The organism is Filimonas effusa, assembly GCF_004118675.1.
Classification (GTDB): domain Bacteria; phylum Bacteroidota; class Bacteroidia; order Chitinophagales; family Chitinophagaceae; genus Filimonas; species Filimonas effusa.
Map to the genome: position 1 here is coordinate 216159 of NZ_SDHZ01000003.1, position 20847 is coordinate 237005.

The 20847-nt window shown below is 37.2% G+C and carries 17 protein-coding genes; 2 read left to right on the plus strand and 15 right to left on the minus strand.

The window, feature by feature from the left end; genetic code table 11:
• The 15 genes from ESB13_RS18805 to ESB13_RS18875 all read right to left on the minus strand — a co-directional run bounded on the left by ESB13_RS18805 (window position 1) and on the right by ESB13_RS18875 (window position 17693).
• The gene (locus ESB13_RS18805; RefSeq protein WP_129005234.1) at window positions 1-1218 is read right to left on the minus strand and encodes a polysaccharide biosynthesis protein; all 1218 of its coding nucleotides are present in this window, start codon (window positions 1216-1218) and stop codon (window positions 1-3) included.
• A gap of 34 nt (window positions 1219-1252) precedes the next feature.
• Window positions 1253-2170, minus strand: coding sequence for an NAD-dependent epimerase/dehydratase family protein (locus ESB13_RS18810; protein ID WP_129005235.1), 918 nt, complete (start codon window positions 2168-2170; stop codon window positions 1253-1255).
• Window positions 2145-3311, minus strand: coding sequence for a glycosyltransferase family 4 protein (locus ESB13_RS18815; protein ID WP_129005236.1), 1167 nt, complete (start codon window positions 3309-3311; stop codon window positions 2145-2147). The genes ESB13_RS18810 and ESB13_RS18815 overlap by 26 nt, the downstream gene beginning before the upstream one ends.
• A gap of 92 nt (window positions 3312-3403) precedes the next feature.
• The gene (locus ESB13_RS18820) at window positions 3404-4204 is read right to left on the minus strand and encodes a hypothetical protein (RefSeq protein ID WP_129005237.1); all 801 of its coding nucleotides are present in this window, start codon (window positions 4202-4204) and stop codon (window positions 3404-3406) included.
• A gap of 107 nt (window positions 4205-4311) precedes the next feature.
• Complete coding sequence (locus ESB13_RS18825) at window positions 4312-5562, minus strand: NAD(P)-binding protein (protein WP_220399721.1); 1251 nt, start codon at window positions 5560-5562, stop codon at window positions 4312-4314.
• A gap of 222 nt (window positions 5563-5784) precedes the next feature.
• Window positions 5785-6573, minus strand: coding sequence for a glycosyltransferase family 2 protein (locus ESB13_RS18830; protein WP_164974276.1), 789 nt, complete (start codon window positions 6571-6573; stop codon window positions 5785-5787).
• Window positions 6574-6583: 10 nt separating this feature from the next.
• Window positions 6584-7465: an alpha-1,2-fucosyltransferase gene (locus tag ESB13_RS18835; protein ID WP_129005240.1), complete on the minus strand. Its 882-nt coding sequence runs from the start codon at window positions 7463-7465 to the stop codon at window positions 6584-6586.
• 82 nt (window positions 7466-7547) lie between these two features.
• On the minus strand, window positions 7548-8162 hold the full coding sequence (locus tag ESB13_RS18840; protein WP_129005241.1) for an acyltransferase: 615 nt from the start codon (window positions 8160-8162) through the stop codon (window positions 7548-7550).
• Window positions 8162-9007 carry a glycosyltransferase family 2 protein gene (locus ESB13_RS18845; RefSeq protein ID WP_129005242.1) on the minus strand — a complete coding sequence of 282 codons (846 nt, stop codon included), beginning with the start codon at window positions 9005-9007 and terminating at the stop codon, window positions 8162-8164. The genes ESB13_RS18840 and ESB13_RS18845 overlap by 1 nt, the downstream gene beginning before the upstream one ends.
• Complete coding sequence (locus tag ESB13_RS18850; protein WP_129005243.1) at window positions 8994-10262, minus strand: hypothetical protein; 1269 nt, start codon at window positions 10260-10262, stop codon at window positions 8994-8996. Before ESB13_RS18850 ends, ESB13_RS18845 begins: the two co-directional genes overlap by 14 nt.
• A gap of 11 nt (window positions 10263-10273) precedes the next feature.
• Complete coding sequence (locus ESB13_RS18855) at window positions 10274-11518, minus strand: glycosyltransferase family 4 protein (protein ID WP_129005244.1); 1245 nt, start codon at window positions 11516-11518, stop codon at window positions 10274-10276.
• A gap of 45 nt (window positions 11519-11563) precedes the next feature.
• Window positions 11564-12748, minus strand: coding sequence for a glycosyltransferase (locus tag ESB13_RS18860; protein WP_129005245.1), 1185 nt, complete (start codon window positions 12746-12748; stop codon window positions 11564-11566).
• Window positions 12738-14081, minus strand: a complete 1344-nt coding sequence (locus ESB13_RS18865) for a lipopolysaccharide biosynthesis protein (protein ID WP_129005246.1) — start codon at window positions 14079-14081, stop codon at window positions 12738-12740. Before ESB13_RS18865 ends, ESB13_RS18860 begins: the two co-directional genes overlap by 11 nt.
• Before the next feature lie 72 nt (window positions 14082-14153).
• On the minus strand, window positions 14154-15242 hold the full coding sequence (locus ESB13_RS18870; protein ID WP_129005247.1) for a Wzz/FepE/Etk N-terminal domain-containing protein: 1089 nt from the start codon (window positions 15240-15242) through the stop codon (window positions 14154-14156).
• Between the two features lie 12 nt (window positions 15243-15254).
• Window positions 15255-17693 carry an SLBB domain-containing protein gene (locus tag ESB13_RS18875; protein WP_129005248.1) on the minus strand — a complete coding sequence of 813 codons (2439 nt, stop codon included), beginning with the start codon at window positions 17691-17693 and terminating at the stop codon, window positions 15255-15257.
• Between the two features lie 230 nt (window positions 17694-17923).
• Between ESB13_RS18875 and ESB13_RS18880 the strand changes: the two genes are divergently transcribed.
• Both ESB13_RS18880 and ESB13_RS18885 read left to right on the plus strand, forming a co-directional pair.
• The gene (locus ESB13_RS18880) at window positions 17924-19075 is read left to right on the plus strand and encodes an acyltransferase family protein (RefSeq protein WP_129005249.1); all 1152 of its coding nucleotides are present in this window, start codon (window positions 17924-17926) and stop codon (window positions 19073-19075) included.
• Window positions 19076-19138: 63 nt separating this feature from the next.
• Window positions 19139-20830: a hypothetical protein gene (locus ESB13_RS18885; RefSeq protein ID WP_129005250.1), complete on the plus strand. Its 1692-nt coding sequence runs from the start codon at window positions 19139-19141 to the stop codon at window positions 20828-20830.
• Window positions 20831-20847: the final 17 nt, after the last annotated feature.

Consider the following 20847-nt stretch of genomic DNA (forward strand, 5'->3'; position numbering starts at 1 on the left):
TTACATTTTTTGATCAAGATTAAGCCCTGTTTCAATGTGCCTGAAATCCGGCAACATGGCATTTAACAACTCAACCAAACTCGATTTTTCAGAATTATTAGTCTTGAAAAAATCTTCAATTTGTTTCACAACTAAGCTAGCCGCTTCTATTGACATCCTCTCTTTTACTTTTATAACTCCTAACGAATTATATAAATCCATATCAGGCTGCTCTGAATCGGTATAAAACTCCTCATATAATTTTTCGCCGGATGTTTCACTACCAAACAAATAAACGGGGTAAGCATTAACTTGTAGATTTGCAGCTTTTACCTTCGCCTCCTCTTCACTTCCACAAATATCTACTGTTAACCCAAACTGGGCAAGAAAAGGCTCAATAATGGAAGCAAAACTGACTAAATCATCTTCAATTGACAATTTAGGAAAAAAGATATCCCCGCTAGTCCCTAAAATACATGCCAACAGACAAATCTCCCCTGCTTCCGATGGAGATACAAAATATCGCTTCACGTCTGAAGGACAAGAAAGAGGTTGTTTCTTCAAAATACGTTCAAAAAAACCAGCCAAGAGGCTCCCATTCGAAAAAGCTACATTTGCAAAACGAGCTGTCGTTATCTTAAGCTTATTAGAGTAAGCCATGATAATATTTTCCATTAACTTTTTGCTTGCCCCCATAATATTAACAGGATTGGCAGCCTTATCGGTAGAAACACAAAAAAAGTGTTCCGGCGGAAACTCAACTAATAAATCCAATAAACGTTTCGCATTAATAACATTATTATTAATCATAGCTTCAATAGAAAAAAGATCCTTCTCACTACGAACATGCTTATGAGCTGCAAAATTTGCAACTATATGGAACCGACCTTCCTGCTTGAACAGCTTTTCAAAAATAATATCATTGAAATTTATAGGATATGTCTTAAGAACCTCAGGAAGATTTAAGTCTTTTGAACTTCTTAAATCCCTAACCAACTCAGTAAGCCCATTCTCATTTGTATCAACCACATAAAGCTTACGAACCGGATATTTTAAAATTGCTTTTATAAAAGAGGCTCCTATTGTTCCCGCACCACCTATAACCAATACATTCTTATCGGCAATTTCTTTATTTAGAATTTCGTGAGACGATAATATGTCACTAGCAAAAAAACTACTTTTACGCATTGTAACATTGTCTTTTATAAACATTTCTACATCGAAAACATCAGACGTCATCGCAATTATTTTTTAAATAAAAAAATATTTCAACCTAAATAAATTTATCCTTATTTCTAAACGACTGAAAAGTCCTTATCAACCCTTCTTTTGCACCAACAGGGAGCCCTTTCCCTAAAGCCTTTATCAATTTTGAGTTCTCAACAATATAGCTACTTGTCATCTTATCCAGCTTATCCGTATTTATAGGCAATCCCAAAATATCACCCAATTTAAAAATGGCCTTTATAAAGCGTTTCGAAACCTTATATATATGAATCCTCTTGTGAGAAGCATTAGCAATTAAACTAATTAACTCATTCGTTGATAGAGGAGTATCGTCTGCAATATTATAAATACCAGAATAGATATCATTTCTTTGAACAAGTTCGTTGATCACAAAACAAAAATTTTCAACACTGCAAAATGACCTCTTATTTTGAAAAGCCCCAAATACCCACGGCACTCCTTTATTTACAAAACTATACAATAAGTTCATGTTTCCTTTATTGCCCGGCCCATGAACCATACAGGGACGAAGTATAAAATATGACTTACCTTCAGGAGGCTTATTTGCCATGATATATTCCTCTGCCATTAACTTTGACTTGCCATACGGAGATTGTGGGGAAGGAATAATGTCCTCTGTCAGAGATTCTGTACAGTTATCCCGAACTGCCTTGACAGAGCTTACAAAAATAAATATCCGAGAATCAGACTTTAAGAACACATCATACAGCTGCCTAGTCAATTCAAAATTTGCCTTATAATATTCGTCTTCCGCACTGCTATTCTTCACATCATGTGCTTTCCCCGCCAGATGAATAACAACATCGCCCAGCAAATCAACATATGATCCATCATAAATTTGCGGTCTTCCTATTTTTACAATTTCAACGTTTAGATTCTCCTCGAGATAAGAAGAAAGATTTCTACCGATAAAGCCACTACTGCCGGTTATTGTGATTTTCATGATTGTCTAAATTAAAAATAAGGCTGGCAATATCATTCCAAATAATTTCCTGTTGAAAGTTTTTTTCAACAAATATTCTTCCGTTCCGACCGTGCTCTTTTGCTATCTCTGGATTATCCAGGTAATATTTCATTTTGTTGGCTATGTCAGTAGGATCGTTCTCTATAAAACAACCTGTTTCCCCATCCCGGATAGAATCACAGCACCCTGTAACCCTTGTTGTAAGTACAGGCAATTCCATAGCCGAAGCTTCTAATACAACCGTTGGAAATCCTTCCCTATAAGAAGGTAAAATAAAAAAATCCATCATTGAATAAAACAACTCCACTTCATCAATCAATCCTGTACAAATGATTGATTCATCATTTCTCAATACCTCTTTAGTCCGTTCTGGTAAAGAATCCCTGTCTTCGAACGGACCGGCCAATAACAGTATTATATCACTGTACTTTTCCCTTAACAAACGCCAACCACCAACAAGTTCATTAATGCCTTTATCATTAACTAACCTTCCTACATACCCTATAATTTTTTTGTCACTATTAATCCCATATTTCCTTCGAACTTCTTCAACTCGCTTATGACACACTGCCGTCTTATTAAATCTCCGCAAATCTATCCCATTACATGTCCCTCTATTTAGAATAATATTCTTACCTGCATCACTAAGCGCTTCCCTGTTACTTATCTCTAAAACAGAAGGGCTAACACAAACAACTTTACTCGCCAACATGCCAGTTAATTTCTCAATGCTTTTGAGCAGGACCTTTTTCATCCCCTTAGAGGTCTCGTACATCAGGCCATGTCTAAAGTATATCCTGTTCTTTCTTCCCGCTAGATAAGAAGCTGTCATAGCTAGTAAACCTCCTTTAGGGGTATGCCCTATTACAACATCTATCTTGTTTTTTCTTATTACCCTTACAAGTTCAAAGACAGACTTAACATCTTTTATAATATTAATCTCTCTGGCAACTGTTATTGGAATCGAAAAAAAATTTTTTTCTTCAGCATACTGATTTAGAAACTCAGATGGTGTACACGCGACATAAAACGACACCCCTTTATCCCTTAAAAAATCAAATTGCCCTCCAATATAGTAGGGCAAAACGAAAGAGATGTTAACTACATGTAAACACTTCATAGACCACAATTTGAGAAAGAGGTTCCGTTACCCCATCCTTTTTTCTTTCCTAAAGAACTATTGTAACACCTTAATAATTGAGAAATGAGCTGTTAAAGACTTCTTAGCTGCTCTCTATAAAATTCGAACTGCTCTCTTGTTTTTACATAGTGAAATGACACTGCATTATTGATGTTTTCTTTACTTAAATTGTAAAAATCAACAGGCTGGCTATGAAAAGCGCTATCGGCCTCCAGAATTACACTTTGTGATTTCTTTACATTAATTCCCAGTGATACGTCTGAATAATCCGTAAAATACATGCGAAACCTAGGTATAACAGCAAATACTGTATTATGAATCAGATAACCAGCTCCTCCACTAGGATAGCAAAGTCCTTCATGTTTTCTCAAAAACGGATTCCCGGTATTCCTGGATTGTATCAGCATTTCGCCCAGAATTGTATTAGGCTGAGTCCATTTTTTATCGCCATCAAGCTTCTTTAACAGCTCCTGTATGTTTACAAAAGTGTCGTCATCCACACAAAAAATACTCTCATATTTACCTATTACCCCAAAGCGGGAGGTTATATTAAGTATGTTAATGTGCTTCATTTCATTACTTTGATATTCGTCTGAATAAGATACTTTAAGAACGTTATTATCCAAATCCCAATAATCAGCATAAAATAAAAAGTCACACTGCAGAAAACCTGAGTAATATTCTTTTAAATAAGCAACCCGCTCTTTTGATTTGCCACCATGTAGTATCAAAATCAGCACCTTGTTTCCTTTATACTTATTATCCAAGAAATTCAGACATTTCCTGACAAGGAATTTATCCAAGAAGTAATAATAGGCAATCCTCCTGATAAGACCCAAGCAGTATGAAATATGCGATTTTTTAATTCCCATTCTAAACTAATATTGAATATTTATAATCAAAACTATCCCCTTCATTGTTCATACAAATACGAAAAACTTAAAATAGGAAACAAGTTTTGGAAAATTGAGCTATCTGATTAATCAAAATGTTCTGCAAGACTGAATGCAGCCTCAATCGCTTTGTCCATGTTATAGTATTCCCATTCCGCAAATCTCCCTAACAAGTAGATGCCCCGCTTTTCCAATGCTTTTTTCGCCTTACCTACTTCTTCCCTTGTTCTATTGTCTTGTATCACATAGGAATTAGGTTCATAATTACAAGCAAGTGCCTTTAAATTACCTGGTAATTTTTTGCTTTCCTCCAGCATTTTTTCATAGCTTACCTTGCCCGAGAACTCCACAACACAAGTGGTTCTCTTACTTCCTTTATTATTACTACTACTAAAATTACCAGTGTAAATAATTCTGTGCGCCTCTGTAAAACTCTCAGGTATATACAACCACGAAACATCTGTTGCATCAGTTTCACAGAATAGATTAGAGGTACCATTCGAACGCAAGTTTTCGAGATACGCAACATCCACATCGCTTTCTGCAAGAATAGATTTACAAAAAGCAGGTAGCTTTCTTATATCACCACAATATATTAACTTATCAAATGAAGCACCGTTTACCTCTAAATGCCCCTCCATTTCTGTCACAACGTTAACAGCTGCACCTGAATGAATCTGTAGCTCTTTCTTAAACCTGTCGACAATGAACTGTGATCCTCCGTCTTTAGGATAAAAGAAGCTGGCGTGCACCATCTTCTCTTCCTCTATCCTTATGATATTACTATATAATATTTCAGCATAATCCGGCATAGGCAACTTACCTTCCAGCCATTCCATAGAAATAGTACCTAAGTCAGTTTTCCAGATCTTATAGTTATATGGCTGAAAGTAAATATCGAACAGTGTTTGTCCAAAATTCCCTTTTAAAAACAATTCAAAGTTCTCATATTCAAAAGGTGATTTTCCGGGACGTTTAGAAAGCTCTAACAACTCCTTGGTAATATCTTTAACCAAAGACGGTTTCATCAGATAAACATAGTTTTCGATAGGATATCCTATAATTGAATTATTGAAAAAAACTTTGGCATTACGCTTCACCTTCACAAACTCACTATCTTTATCAAAATGCCCCCAAAACCAGTTCAGCACTTTTTCGTTCTTTGAATTAAATACATGTCCCCCCACTTTATGAAAAAGGCAATCCTGCACTCTTTCACACTTAATAAGCCCACCAGGTTGCTGTTCTTTTTCAAATACCTGCACATCATGCTTGTCTTTCAACAAATTAGCAATGCTTAAGCCAGAAATTCCACTCCCTATAATACCTATTTTCATTACTATAATTTCAGATTAAAATTTGCACCAAATAGCAACTCCGTAAAACTTATATTTTAAAGATGAAGTTAATAGCTGCATCTGATTAAAACCTTTATTCCGGCCGAAGCAACTGGCATATCTTATCTCCGTCAATACTCCCTGCCACATTTCTAAGTCTATAAGAGCCAAATATTATTCTCTTGAAGAACTTCCTCTACAAAATATGTGTCCGAACAAAAATTAACCCAATGGATAGCTATACTTTATTTTATAATAAATCCTCTTAAGATAAATAACCATTAAAGCGACCATTTTGGTTGAATACGATACTGAATGATTCTTGAAAAAATCATTCAGAACTAACAAGGTCAATTTTGTTCCCCAGAATAAATTAGCCGTAATATTAGAGTTATGTATCCTGTACTCAACCAAAGCCTCCTTAATCATAAAAACATCTCCCTTGTTAACTATCCGCAACCATAAATGGTAGTCCTCTACAGCTTTAAAAGTAACAGTATCCGGGAAAAAGCCTACTTTGTTTAGAATCCCCCCCCTAATAACCACAGACGAATACGTTATATAGTTCGTAAGAAGTAAAGACCTAAGACTCAATTTTTTAGGTATCCAATTTACATTATTGGCTATTCTATTACCTTTTCCGTCAATCGTATTTCTTAAGGAACAACAAAGCAGTAGTCCAGGGCAACCATCCAATATTGCTACCTGCTTTGCTATTTTATCAGGGTACCACAAATCATCATCATCGCAAAAAGCAATGTATTGTCCCAAGGCCTTTTGAATACCGAAATTCCTGGCCTTTGCAGGATACCCGCAATGCTCAACCCAATAATAATTAATTCGTCGATTATTTAGACTAGTAATATATTCAGCCACGTCTTCTTCCATTCCGTCGCCAACAACGATCACTTCCAAATTATAATAACTTTGGCGAAGTATAGACTCAACAGTCTGCCTTAAATATTCTAATCTCTTATATGTTACCACTACTACAGATACCAAATCAGACATATTAAAACAATTACCCTTTAATCTTAATCCAAGCATCAAGTAATAAATCACAATTTGAATGCCCCCCCTCATTTGTCCATCGGTCAGGACAAATCACAATCTTTTCTTCATTATTATTTAACCATGCTCCCCACCAACTAAAAGAGCTATTGGCAATAATATTATGGGTGCAATTAGACATTATATACATGTCTTGCCAACTATCAGCGCCTTTATTCCAATCAATAAAATAACTATTTTGAGTAGAAAAATTCGCCTGGCACCACCGAATATCATTAGAAAAGAAAACCAAAGAGACATCAGAAAAGTGAGATGTAAAATAGTTGATGGCCTTTTGGTAATATGATACAGAACAAATACTCCCCAATAGCGCATGATTCTCTTTATTCAAATAGTCACCACGCCTTACGTGAATAGCTACAGTTATCCTCCCACGCTGTTCCTCCAAAAATTGCTTGTTGTGAGTAGAGACACGGTTCTCATCAAAAACGAAATCCGCCTTAATTGATTTGACTATGTCTTGAAAATAAAATGGAGACTGCCAATATCCTATGAAACGAAGTACACTTTGGGATGGGGGCTGCTTTAAGTACCTGCTATGAAAACTATAAAAATTAGTTTTTTTTTCCTTAACAATTTTATGCCCCTTTAAAGCACAAACAATTTGAGCTACTTTAAAGGTATCCGGCAGAAACCTATACAATTTATAATCCTTATAAAAACAGAGCTTTACATCAAAAACTTTATCAAGTTCGAAACCATTATGTGGGTCAATGTATTTGTAGTATAATAAAGAACCAAACGTATTTATATCATTTGCCAGTAGCCTCTTATAAAAAGCATATTGGAACATCTGATTCCCAAGGCCTCCCATAAAATCTATTACTTGCATAAAATTACTATTTATCACATCCACTTGATTCCAACATTATAATACCATTCCTAATTTCCAATATCGCCAATCAAAGAAGAATTTAGGCCAGACGACTTCTGATTCTCTTAGCAGGCACCCCCGCTACGATGTCATAAGAAGCTACATTGCCAACAACCACCGACCCTGCTGCAATAATTGCACCTTTACCGATAACAACTCCATCTACAACCGTGCAATTTGCTCCAATCCAAACATCATCCTCAATTACGATCCCTCCTTTATTTGTTGAAGGTTGCAACATCATTGGCTTTGATATATCGTCGAATCCATGCCCCCCTCCGGCCAGCATTACATGAGGAGCTATCATTACATATCTGCCTATTTTGACATCTCCATATATAGTTGTATAAGGATTTAGTTGTGAGAAATCACCTATGTAAATCCCCCCCCTATAACCTGCCCACAACACGACTCCCTTATTAATCCGTACCCTATTCCCTATATATATGCTTTTCAGATTTCTACAACTCACCGATATCGAAATGCTTGAGCCAAATCGTATTTTACCTAAAAACAAATATCTTAAAGGAAATAAAAGAAGATTTATAGTAAATGTAAAAACAATACTAAAAACCTTCTCAAGCAAAAGATATTTATAGGCAGGATGCCTTTTAAACCTTTCGCCAATTATCCTAAGCCTTCCTTTTTCAATCATTATTTCTTTCGATAAAAATCAACAAATTTCAAAAAATATCCAAGTACGCAATTCAAAAAAGCAAACCTCCAAAAAGGCTTATAGTTAATCTGAGGTCTGCTGTATTTCACCTTAATGGAGCTACTACATTTATAAGGATATGTCTTGCTAAAAACCTCTATATCCCTCAACGTAGCCTTGGAAACCGCTTCTTTGGAAAGTTTTGGCAAATGAACCAGGTGCCCGGCATAGCACTCTTCTAATGCTATCACCTCCCAGCCTCTTCCCTGTAGCCTCATGACAACGTCGCCATCTGCACAATAAAAGTTGTACGCTTTTTCTTCCAAATAATCTATCTCTATCAAGGCTTGTTTATTATAGAATCCATGATTTATAGCTATGTAATCTTGAGGTAGGAAGCCTACCCGATAATACGCCTGTCTGGGGTATTCTCTAAAATAAAAGGCTCCACCACCAATACGCTGTCCCTCTTTAGTTCGTTTAGCTAATTCATCGTATCCCTTTTGAATACATCCGTATTCTAAAATTAAATCGTCACTGACCATTACGACCCAAGGCGCACTGGCGTATTTAAAGCCAATGTTCATAAACTCACCCCAAGAGTGAGCCAATATATCAATGCCATCTTGATCTTTGATCTTAAAGTTAGGTTGAATGAAAGTTAGAATATTTTTTTGCTTAGCAAGCCAGTCACATGTGCCATCAGTAGACCCACCATCAACAACAATTATCTCCATTTTCCCTTTAAAGCCGTTATTCTGAATGCTAGCTATGGTAGCTTTTAATAGATTTTTTCTATTTTTTGAGCCAAGAACTACAGATATATCAAATTTATAATTTACCATATTTCAATAAATTATCTCCTTTTATTTCGAATTCAATTTCTGCATCAGAATAACTATTAATCCGTTTAGAAAAACAACATCCAATACAAATCCAAACTAACAAATACCTTAAAGAAAAGGCCTGGTTACTTTCTATAGAGATGCCTAACATGTTTACTAGAACAAGCAACGCACAAGCTTTTACAAATCCATTTTTTGAGAAAAAAAGACCTTTAACAATAGCACTCAAACAAAATAGAGCAAACAGCATCAGACTAATTATACCGCCTTTTAAAATAATATTCAAATAGCCCGTTTCGATATCCATCCTATAGTCTTTTTCTTCTTCTGTTCTCTTATCGCTTTCCCCCTCGTTATAGTCAATACTCGGACAATAATACTTAGCAGCCATACCTTTACCAATAACGTAATCTAGCGGCTTCATATCTTCATATAGGCAATCTTCAACTACCTGTCTGGTATTCGCATCAATCCGCTCGACTAGCAGGGAAAATGTAGAGAAAAGATCCGAGGCATATTTTTGATAACCTCCCACCAGTACCACTACTACTAAAAATATTATCAAAGCATTACGAATGATGTACCTTCTGTAGAAGTAAAAAATATGCAGCATTAAAGCCATAAAAGCAAAAAGACCTAAAGTAAATATCTGATTTCTTCTTGCTAAAAACAGAACGGTAATAAAGCAAACTAGAAAGATAAATAAAGTCCAAATTTTTATTCTTCGCTTCTGATAAGCATAACACAACAACAAAAAACAATTTGGGAACGCAAGTTGTTTCGATATGGCTTCATAGTTATTCACATCATCAAAGACAGCTCTCGCTCCAAAAAGAACCAAGCATATAAAAAAGATATCATACACCACTATTATTTTAAAAAGGACTCTAATAAATGAAATATCCTTATTTATATACAGAAAAACAATAGCGACAAAAGGCAAAAAGAACGTCGGGCTCACGAATAAGCGAGCCAGTATTCTGGGGTCAAGGCTTAATCCCCGCAAAACAATTATCCCATACCAAGACAATGTTAATGCAAACAACCAATAAACAATCGGAGAGGCATCCGTTGTATCTAAATTTTTAATAATTATAAATAAAGAAAGTAAAGATAATAAAGAGGTAGACAGCCTATAAAACAAGATAGGGAGCCCAAAAACGGAACTTACCGAAATAGAAACACTGTATAGCAAAAATACTATACTAAAATATCTGAAATAGTCTTTCTTGTAAAAAATAATATCTCCTAACATCTACTGATTCTTCATTTACTAATGTCTCGCTCAGCGCCAACTAAAGACAATATCCTTTGCGTATACGCCCGCCATGTTAGTAAATCATTTACTTTGCTCCGCGCAGAGCGACAGATGGCCGCGTTCTTTTCCGGGCTGGAAAATAGTTGTTCAATTGCATTAGCAATTTCTTTTGGCTGGCACGGATTTATAACGCACCCATCGACCTCATTTTCTATGATATCCGCTGCTCCGATGTTATTAGTAATAACAACTGGCAAGCCGGCTGCAACCGCTTCAAATACAGAAATACCCCATGTAAACCCATTATTCACGAAAGCAAATACATCAGCATGTTTATACAGTTTTTTTAATTCCTGATCACTAACATAATCTAAAAAATTAACATACTTATCTATTTTTAATTGCTCTCTTATACCTAAAAGCATTTTAAAATAGGTAGGGCTCTTATCTTGAGCCCCTACTATATTCAATTGAACGATTATTCCTCTTTCTATTAAAGAAGACACGGCATAAAGCAAATCTTCATATCTTCTATGCGGAAAGATTACACCTACAGACAAAATGGTATAGACTTCTTTTTTGCCATAAACTCTATCATGCGATAATTCTTCAAACCATTGCAAGTCAGCTCCTGCATATACTAGCGCAGCGTTTCGCTTGACCCTTTGTTGTACGAGATTGCGATTGAAACTATCATAAACTGCAAAATGATCAACGTAAGCCGTTCTTTTACTGATAATTTTATGGTTGATAAAATCAGGCGTTAAGGTTACCAGTTTAGCTATAATGGATTTTACACTCCTATTGCCCGCAAAATGCTCGGTCAACCAGCTTTTTGTATCCAAAAAGTCATAAGATAATTGGTTATTCAGCATCCAGACAACCTTACTTTCTTTTTCATTTGACTTGTAAAAAGGTAACAAATGAAGCGAAGGCTCATCGTGTAATATTAGACCATTTAAATCAGAGGCCATTAACCTGGCTAAAGAACGCATCTTTATAATGCCATTCACTTTGGAAAAAATAGTTTTAATTACATGTTCGAACTTCGAACTTTTTTTTACAGTCCCCTCTGAAAGAGCGATAATATTGACATCTTTAATAATATCTGGGTAACAGCGTTCCCTATTTAAAGACAGCGTATATATAATAGCCTCATATCCTCTTTTTGTCAACTCCTGATACATTCTCAGGACCAACTTCTGGTATCCACCTGTTGTGTCAAGATTATTTACAACAATTCCAATCTTCATAATGACGGTCAGATTATTTTATATGACTTCTTTTAGTACACATGGCTATTTCTTCAACTTTTCAGAAATTTCGAAAATTACATTTTTCATTTGGTGATGAAAGTTTTGCCTTGAAAAGACTTCAGATGCATAAGCCTGACTTTTAGTAATCATATCCTTTAGTTCTACATTTTTTTTCTCGTTGATACATTTTAATGAGGTTACTATTTCTTCAACAGAACACTCATTTAAAAGTATTCCCATAAACTCGGTAATAGAGATTCCTACATTTTTGCTTATAATAGGCAAAAAGCCATATTGCATGCAAGTAACTGCGGCCGTAGCAGTACCTTCACTACACGAAGGAGCGATAAACGCAATAACATACTGAGTAATCTCTTTAAATCTTTCGCTCCCCGGAAATAAATACCCATGGCTCACTATATTATCAGTATTCCTGATTATTTCTCCATATGCATTCATAAAGTCACCCTCTTCTTCATATGGACCAACCAGATGCAGTTTGCACTCTGGACAAATCAAAAACGCCTCTAAAACCAAATCCAGTCCTTTATGAACAGCTCCAGCACCTGCATACCATAAAAACTCTTTACGGAACTCAATTTTCGCAGGAGTTCTCACATAATTTAACAGAGAGCCTGTACCTGGTATACAATTTATTTTGCCTTGAATTTCCAAGGGAAAGGTGGAAACAGTAGTTGCATTACCTATTAATGTCAATGTGTCTGCCTGAAGTATTGACGTGTGAAAAATATGAATATCTTTTTCAGGAACAACCCTTCTTGGCTTAACCTCAAAACCTTTTCTGAGTTTCAGATTTTTTATTCGTTTCAATTCAGCTTCTTTCGCAAATAAGGGATCAGAGCCCGTCAGATGCAAAATTTTATGCGTTGGCAAATTAGAATATTTCTCTATATTTTTAAATATATCAAACACAATATCGTATTTCTTCGACACAGCAAAACGATCATCAAGAAAGGAAATACAATCTACAACATATCCAAACTCATTAAATATTCTGGCAATCTCCCTGCTTTCCCACAAATTACTATGGCCTCCAAACCTTCTGTCATCTTCTTTCCATAAAAGAGGCTCCGGAATATAATTTATCAATACACGACCAACAGGGGGAATTGACTTATTGTTATAATAATCTAAAACGCGAACAGGTTTATAAGCTTTATATAAAGCCCATAAACGACGTAAAATATTCTTTAACTTAGTTATCATGTCTGTTACTAAATATTTTCAACCAAACTAGCCTGATAATAAATGGAAAGGAAAGCGTATAAGCAAACACTATAGACCACACGGCCCCTGTTGCAGCCGATTTAGGAATTAACCAATAGGATGTCACTAAAAAAACAACCAATTGAAAAACCGATATTGCTGCCATTTGCTTAGTTAAACCCAATGCCATAATCAAAGTACCTAATCCTCCTCCGGCAATTAAACCACAGGCACACCATATAGCAAACGGCGCCCTTAATGAAAGAGGAATGAGAATATCTTTATGAAGAAATATATTTAATGCGTAATTCACTGCAAAAATTAAAAAACAAGCAGCCAGACAAGAATATAAAAATGCGTATAACACATAGTTTTTAATAATGCTAAATATAGCTTCTCGCATTCTAAGATTAGCGAATTGATTAAGTTTAGCCCACAGAGGCTGTTGAAGTACAGTGAAAGGTATTTGAACGGCAGCCATCACCTGTGACATAAGCCCAAAGAATGCTACTGCCCCAACACCATGATATGAAACAATTAAAGTTAATGGCAATGAACTCAAAAGCATACCAGCAGATTGCATGAGCAAGTAATGAAAACCCACCTTAGATATCCTTCGTATTTCTTTAAACATGGCCCCTACCCCCTCCCAAGCTAAATAGTATATCTTTTTACGTATCAATCTGAAAATCAACAATGCTGCTGCAAACAACATTGTTCCCGTTAAAAAAAACACAAGAAAGGGTAAAGACAGCTTTTCATAAACCCCATATAAAATCCCAGCTAAACTAATTAAATTTCCTATAAGTATATATGTTTCGGTAAGCGCGCCCTTTTGAAGAGTATAGGGAATTTTCAATACTATTTGAGAAATAAGCTGCATGTAGAACATTATCAGGGCAATAAATGTTGCAGATGCAACCTCATGCTGGGCAATGAGACTTTTAAGATGAAAAATGGCATTAAGATCAATAAGTGGTAATGCGATTAAGGTGGCAACAATTAAAATTATTACTGTGCCCAGGAAAAAAAACAAAACATTTGTGATAAGTAAATTAGCTCTTCCATTTTTATCTTCTGTATAAAACCCAATAAGCTCATTCACAATTGCTGAACCTATTCCAAAATCAAGAAACATAATATATCCAGATATGGATGATATTGTCATCCATAATCCAAACCTTTCCACCCCAAGATAATTAAGTAGGAGCGGAATGGTGATAGTACGAACGCCGATACTTACCAACCTATTAATGACTCCTATCCCAGCAGACTGAAAAATACTACCCCATAAAGAAGTCTTATTTAATTCATTTTTTAAAAAAGCACCCATCAAAGTTTATTAAATAATACTTCAAAAGTCGACTAGAAAAAAACTAGTTAGGAAAATATTCAGAACGATATTTTAATGGCAACAGCTATTCTGCTCCCATAGCACTCCGATAAACCAATTGAAACAATAAGAAAAATATGCACGCCCCCCCCCCACAAAGCCGCCGGCAATCAGAGATAATAAGCGGCTCGGCTTTTGCTTCAACAACGGGTAAACAGGGGTATCTATAATTTGAATCAAAGGAGTTTCTTTACGTAAATTAACTTTCGCTACTTCGGTATTCTTTACCAGCTCAGTCAAAATAGCAGTATTAGCCTGCACGTCTACCTGACGCCTTATAGACGGCGTACGTTTTACATTCAATGCAGGATTTAGATTATAGGTGTTATCATTGGCGACAGCCACACCTGTTATAGCATTATTCAACTCGTTGCGAATTGAATCTGATTGTCTTATTAAAATGTCCAAATTAACTTTCGCCCTTTTACTCTTTGTTGCTATATAGAAGTCAGAAACTTCAGAAGCCAATCTTTCAGCAAACGCTTTTGAGAACAATTCATTTTCTGTCTTTACCTCCACACTGATAATAGATATTTTCTTATTCTTTTGTGCCACAGCAAGTTCTTCTTTAATAATACCTTTTGAAATGTTCATCAAAACACTATCTTGTTGTCGTGAAAATTTCGATCTGTCTGCATCAGGCAAAAACTGCAATGTCTCATTCACTTCAGGCTGTTTCTTTGACCAATCCTTACGCCACCCTTTAAATTGAATATATAATTCCGCCAAGCTGATTTTTTTTCCATCACTCACTATCGGACGGAGCAAAGTTTGCTCTACCAGCTTTTTAGACATCATTAGTTCAACAATATTAGCACCACTGAAAGCACCGCCGGCATTTCCCCCTAAATCAAATCCGAGAGAACTAGCAATACCTAAAGCTCCATTAATACCCATTGAACTGCCTTTTTCATCTTCTAAAGCATACGTAAGAACTGCTGTATAAACCGGCTTTTTAGAAGTTGCATAAATAAATCCGATGGCTCCACCAACCAACCCAGTTATTAAAACAAGTCGCCACTTAGATACTAAGTATCCAATCAGTCCCTTTAGTTTTAGCACTAATTCTTTAAGAGTTACTTCACCTTTATTTTCAGGCATATCCCCTATCTATTATTTTGAAATATTTAATATGGCAATCACTACTCCGGCCAACGAAGCTATACCACTTGTTATACCAATGGTTTCTCCAACAGACAATCCTTTTCGTTCTCTCTTCTTAGGCACGATCACTTCTGCACCAGGCATGACCTTGGGGTAACTTCTAAATAAAAAAATATGCTTAGTCGAAGCAGCCCGTCCATTAGGATACAGGACAAATATTTTTCCCTTCCTGGCGTAATCAGATGTTCCTCCGGCAGCAGACAAATAGTCCTTGACATTATATTGCCTGTTGTATGGAATTTGCGTGGGAGAAAGTACGCTACCGCTGATACGAACCTGTGCATCAAACTTAGGAATATATAATTCATCCCCGGGCTTTAAAACCAGGTCTTCAGTCCCTCCAGGATGACTCATAATCCAATCCAAATCCAAAGGAATTTGATCGAAAGCTTTATCTATATCGATTAACATCGAATTTGTAGTGTCCTTTAAATTTGTTTGTATTTTATTTATTTTATCTTTCTTTAAAGATTTATCCATTTCACTTAGATATCTTTTAAGATATCCTCCAGCCAAATATGCCTCTGGAGTAAAACCACCGGCTCTCCGAACCAAATCACTAACTTTTTCCGAACGCCTGGACATTACGTACGGACCAGGATATTGTACCTGGCCGCCAACACTTACGGACTGCAATGCCACGTACCCGGGCTTCCTGCGAATAGTCACAATATCAAAAGGACGTAGTTGCACATTTTGCGAAGCTACTGATAGATCCTCTCCATTCTTGATCTCAAAAATTTCGCTTGCACGCTCATCCTCAGCCGTTAAAGTATCCCTTTTAAGAAGCCTCGCAATCTCTATTTTTTTTGGCTGAGCTGCGTCAGTCAACCCGCCAGCCAAAATGACCAGGTCCTTCAACGACAAACTATCAGCATACGTATATTCACCAGGGCCCCGAATCTCCCCCTGTATAGAAATCTTATACTCATCTCTTAGGTCTAGCACAGACGTAATTATAATTTCATCCTCACGTTTTAGCTTCAGATTCTGTCCGACATCATTATTTAATGCCCCACGTACATCAAAAGACAAGATTTCTTTCGTAAAATCGTCCTTTAACCTTATAACCTGTGCTCTGACAGTATAAGCCTCCTCTTTTAGACCATCGGCACGACGAATCAAATCTGCTATGGTCATCCCTTCCGTGAACTCAAAAAAGCCACCACGAAATACAGCCCCAGATATGCTCACTCTATTACTAAATCTACTTAGAAGCTTAGAAACGGTAAATATATCCCCTGAATGAGGAATATAAGACAAGTAGCTAATCGCATCCATATCTTTCACACTTCGCTCCCTATCAGTTAATTGTACCACTTTTACTGCGGCTTTATATGCCGTATCTGTAAATCCGGATGAATATTGAAGCAAGTCGGCAAATGTTTCATTTGACAATAATTCAAAAATTCCTTGTCGCTTTACCTGCCCTTTAATCTCAACACGCTTCTTGTACACAGGTATACGAATAACATCATTATCACGCAAACGGACATTGTCGTTTTGATCACCATTTATCAGGAATTTGTATAAATCAATTTTTCGTTCTGGCTTGTTATTTCTAATCAACTCAATTTCTCTGTAACTTCCAAACTCCGAAGGCCCTCCGCACATATATAGTGCATTAAAAACAGTAGCAAGAGAAGATAGAGTATAATTACCTGGCCTATTACTTCCTATAATCGTAACTTTAATACTCCGTATGCGTGACAAATTAACCGATAACTTGGAGCTGCCAGTACGTAAAGTTGGGTAGGCAGTATTCCCCATAGCTTGCTTAATTCGTTCTGTTGCAGCTTCAATAGTCAACCCAAGCAGCTTAACTTGCCCAACATTAGGTATGCTGGCGATTCCCTCCGTAGAAATCGTTAACTCGATATTTGTTTCTTGCACTCCATAAACAGAGACTTGAATCTGATCATCAATCCCTAGTTCATAATTCATTGGTGTCGCAATTTTTAAATTAGGTTCAAAGCTCAAAGAAGCACTGGAAAATAGCTCCGCTCCGAAGATCTTCGAATCTATTGGCTTTCCATCTTCTCTTTTGGTCAAAAATTCACTGCTATTTGTGGACCTATCTGCACTACCATTATTACTAACACTATTTCCCGCTACAACTGCACTTGTTGGCATTTGTATCCGCTGCCTCAACTTAGCAATCTCAGCAGCCGGCATACCCTTAGACAAAGCTATCTGTTCAGCCTGCTCTATAGTCACCCCTGACGATTTCAGCTGTTGCGTAAATTTTGCTATATCTGCATCAGATAATTGTTCCGCCTTAACCTGACTTAAATCGTTTCCCTTAAGCAGATCCTGAGCGCGAGCAAAGTTCAGCCCTAACAAAAAACTGCATAGCAAGGTCACGCGTATCATTTTCTTTATATTCATTATAATGCCAGATAAATCTATAATATAGGAAGAGGTGTTTAAGAATTGCCTGTCATGGCTTCGCTATCTCAGTCACAGTAGCAAATACCGCCCGGCTAAGGTTTTGAGTTCATACCGGCTACTTACAGGAAGTAAACTCTTTCTATTAGGGGGGAACGAAAACAGCCGGATCATGAAATCGCGGCAAATATAGGGGAATTTGTATCTTGTCAAAGAATGTTAATCTCCACATGAACAATCGTTATTATTCTCTCGATGTATTTCGGGGAGCTACCGTAGCCCTGATGATTCTTGTCAATAACCCTGGCTCCTGGAGCCACATTTATCCACCTCTTGAACACGCATTTTGGCATGGATGTACCCCGACCGACCTGGTTTTCCCCTTTTTTCTGTTTGCAGTGGGAAACGCTTTATCTTTCGTCATGCCTCGTTTTAGAGAATCTGGCACCTCTTTTTTCCTGAAAAAGGTATTCAAACGATCTGCGATCATCTTCTCCATAGGACTTTTGCTCAACTGGAGCCCTTTTTTACAATGGAGTGGAGATCAACTGGTAGGTAAATCCTGGGAAACCGTTCGCATTATGGGCGTCTTGCAACGAATAGCATTGTGCTACCTCGTTGCAGCATTGATCGTCTATTGGAAAAAGCCTAAAGGAGCTTTCACAATAGCCTGTATTATACTATTATTGTACTGGCTTATATGCCTGTGCCTGGGCGCTCCAGCCGCCCCGTTTAGCCTCGAAGGATATTATGGCACCCCATTAGATCTTCGTATTATAGGCTATAACCACATTTACAAAGGCGAGGGTATTCCTTTTGATCCCGAAGGACTAGCCAGCACACCCACCGCAATCGTTCAAGTCATCTCCGGATTTCTGGTAGGCCAATATATCCGGCAAAAAGGTAAAACTTTTAAAATGCTGACAAAACTCGCGATAGCTGCCATCGCCCTCACTTTTACAGGCTACTGCTGGGACATGCTATTCCCTATTAATAAGAAGATCTGGACTAGCAGTTATGTACTTTACACCAGCGGTTTAGCCATTTTTACCTTGGTGCTCCTGATTTATCTTATTGAATTTCAAAATATCAGAGCACGATGGATGCGTTTTTTTGACGTATTTGGCAAAAACCCATTGTTCATATTCGTCCTTGCAGGCCTCCTACCGCGATTGTTGGCACTCATCAGAATAAAAGACCATATGTCTCCGGCAGGAAAACAACTTTACATATCCCCGTTAGGATGGATATATCAGTACATCTGTAAACCCATCTCTTCTGACCTTAGAAACGGATCTCTGCTATATGCACTGATTATTATTCTTTTTTATTGGCTGATCGCATTCATCTTGGACAAACGAAAAATATATATAAAAGTATAGATTTTCAGCACTTTCCATCCTAAATACCAGGAACCCCTTACCTTCGCAAACGTAATTTTTTCTATGCAAGGCACAAAAACACTTACCGGCTTAATTATTCTTCTTGTTATTTCGACGGTCATAAAGGCTCAGTCAGACTATATACCCCTGCAAAACAAACAGTATCAGTTGCTGGACAGATTGGATATTCAACTGCAAAACGACTCAATTCTAGGCTTTACAACAACAAAGCCTTACAACAGGCAAAAAGTTACCGCCCGGATTGCAGAACTCATGTCCCTTGAAGAAGCAGGCCTGTATCCGGCATCACTTTCGCAGGTAGATCTCTACAATATGAAACGCCTGCTGATGAATAACGCAGAATGGGCGCCCCCCTACCTCGACTCCTTCGCCTCTCGCAAGCCTCTGTTGAAAACATTTTACAGAACACCTGCCAATATGTATGCCGTCAATACAGAGGACTTTACACTGAGGGTAGATCCACTATTGAACTTCGAATTCGGACATGCTAACGACGGCACTGGCAGCACATATATAAACGCTCGTGGTATCAGTATACGGGGGACTATAGCAAAAAAACTTGGCTTTTATACTTCTTTGCTGGAAACACAGGAACGTGACCCAGCCTACGTAAGAGCATTTGTTGATAAGTATGAAGCTGTTCCTGGTCAAGGCTATTTTAAACGCTCTGGCACAAAAGACTTTGACTATACCGACGCACGAGGAGGTATTACCTTCAACGCAGGTAAACACTTCGATTTCGTATTTGCTTATGATAAACTTTTCATAGGTAACGGCTATCGTAGCCTGTTTCTGAGCGATTTTTCTAACGCCTACCTGTTCCTTAAGGTCAATACGAGAGTCTGGAAACTTAACTATCAGAACATCTTTGCCGAACAAACAGCACCATTTACATATGCCAACGGCGACAATCTCAGACCCAAAAAATACATGGCCGCTCACCACCTGAGCTTCCAGGCTGCCAAATGGATCAATGTAGGCTTGTTCGAAAGCATAGCCTTCGGACGCAGCAACGGCTTCGAATTAGATTATTTAAACCCGTTTATCTTTTATAGAGCAATAGAAAGACACGAAGGAAGTCCCGATAAAGCCAGCGTCGGCTTGGATTTTAAAATAAATGCGATCAAAAACACCCAATTCTATGGCCAGTTACTAATAAATGAACTGGTAATGAGCGAAGTCCTTCATCCAAGCCGCGGAGACTGGCGCAATAAACAGGCACTGCAACTAGGAGTAAAATATATCAATGCTCTCGGAATCAGCAACTTAGACCTTCAGGCGGAAATGAACATCATAAGACCTTTTGTATACACGCATTACGACAGCGCAGGCTCATTTACACATTACAATCAACCCTTAGCGCACCCTTTAGGCGCCAATCTCAGAGAATTTATTCTTTTAGCTAAATACCAGCCAACACCACGCCTGTATATGCAGGGAAAACTTATTGCCTATAAACAAGGACTAGACTCCGCAGGCTTTAATTTTGGATCAAATCTTCTATTGAATTATAAAACCAGGGTTAGAGACCAGAATATTTTTATTGGTTCAGGCATACCCGTAAATAGCGTAACCTTAGGATTCAATGCCTCATATGAACTATTTGAAAATATGTTTGTAGATCTGAATGCAACCTACCGTACCTACAATGTTAAGGAGCAGCCCAATAGCAATGTTTTCTTCTATTCTATAGGCTTCAGAGCCAACCTGCAACGGCGGGAATTTAACTTTTAGGCGTATTTGTTTGGTTG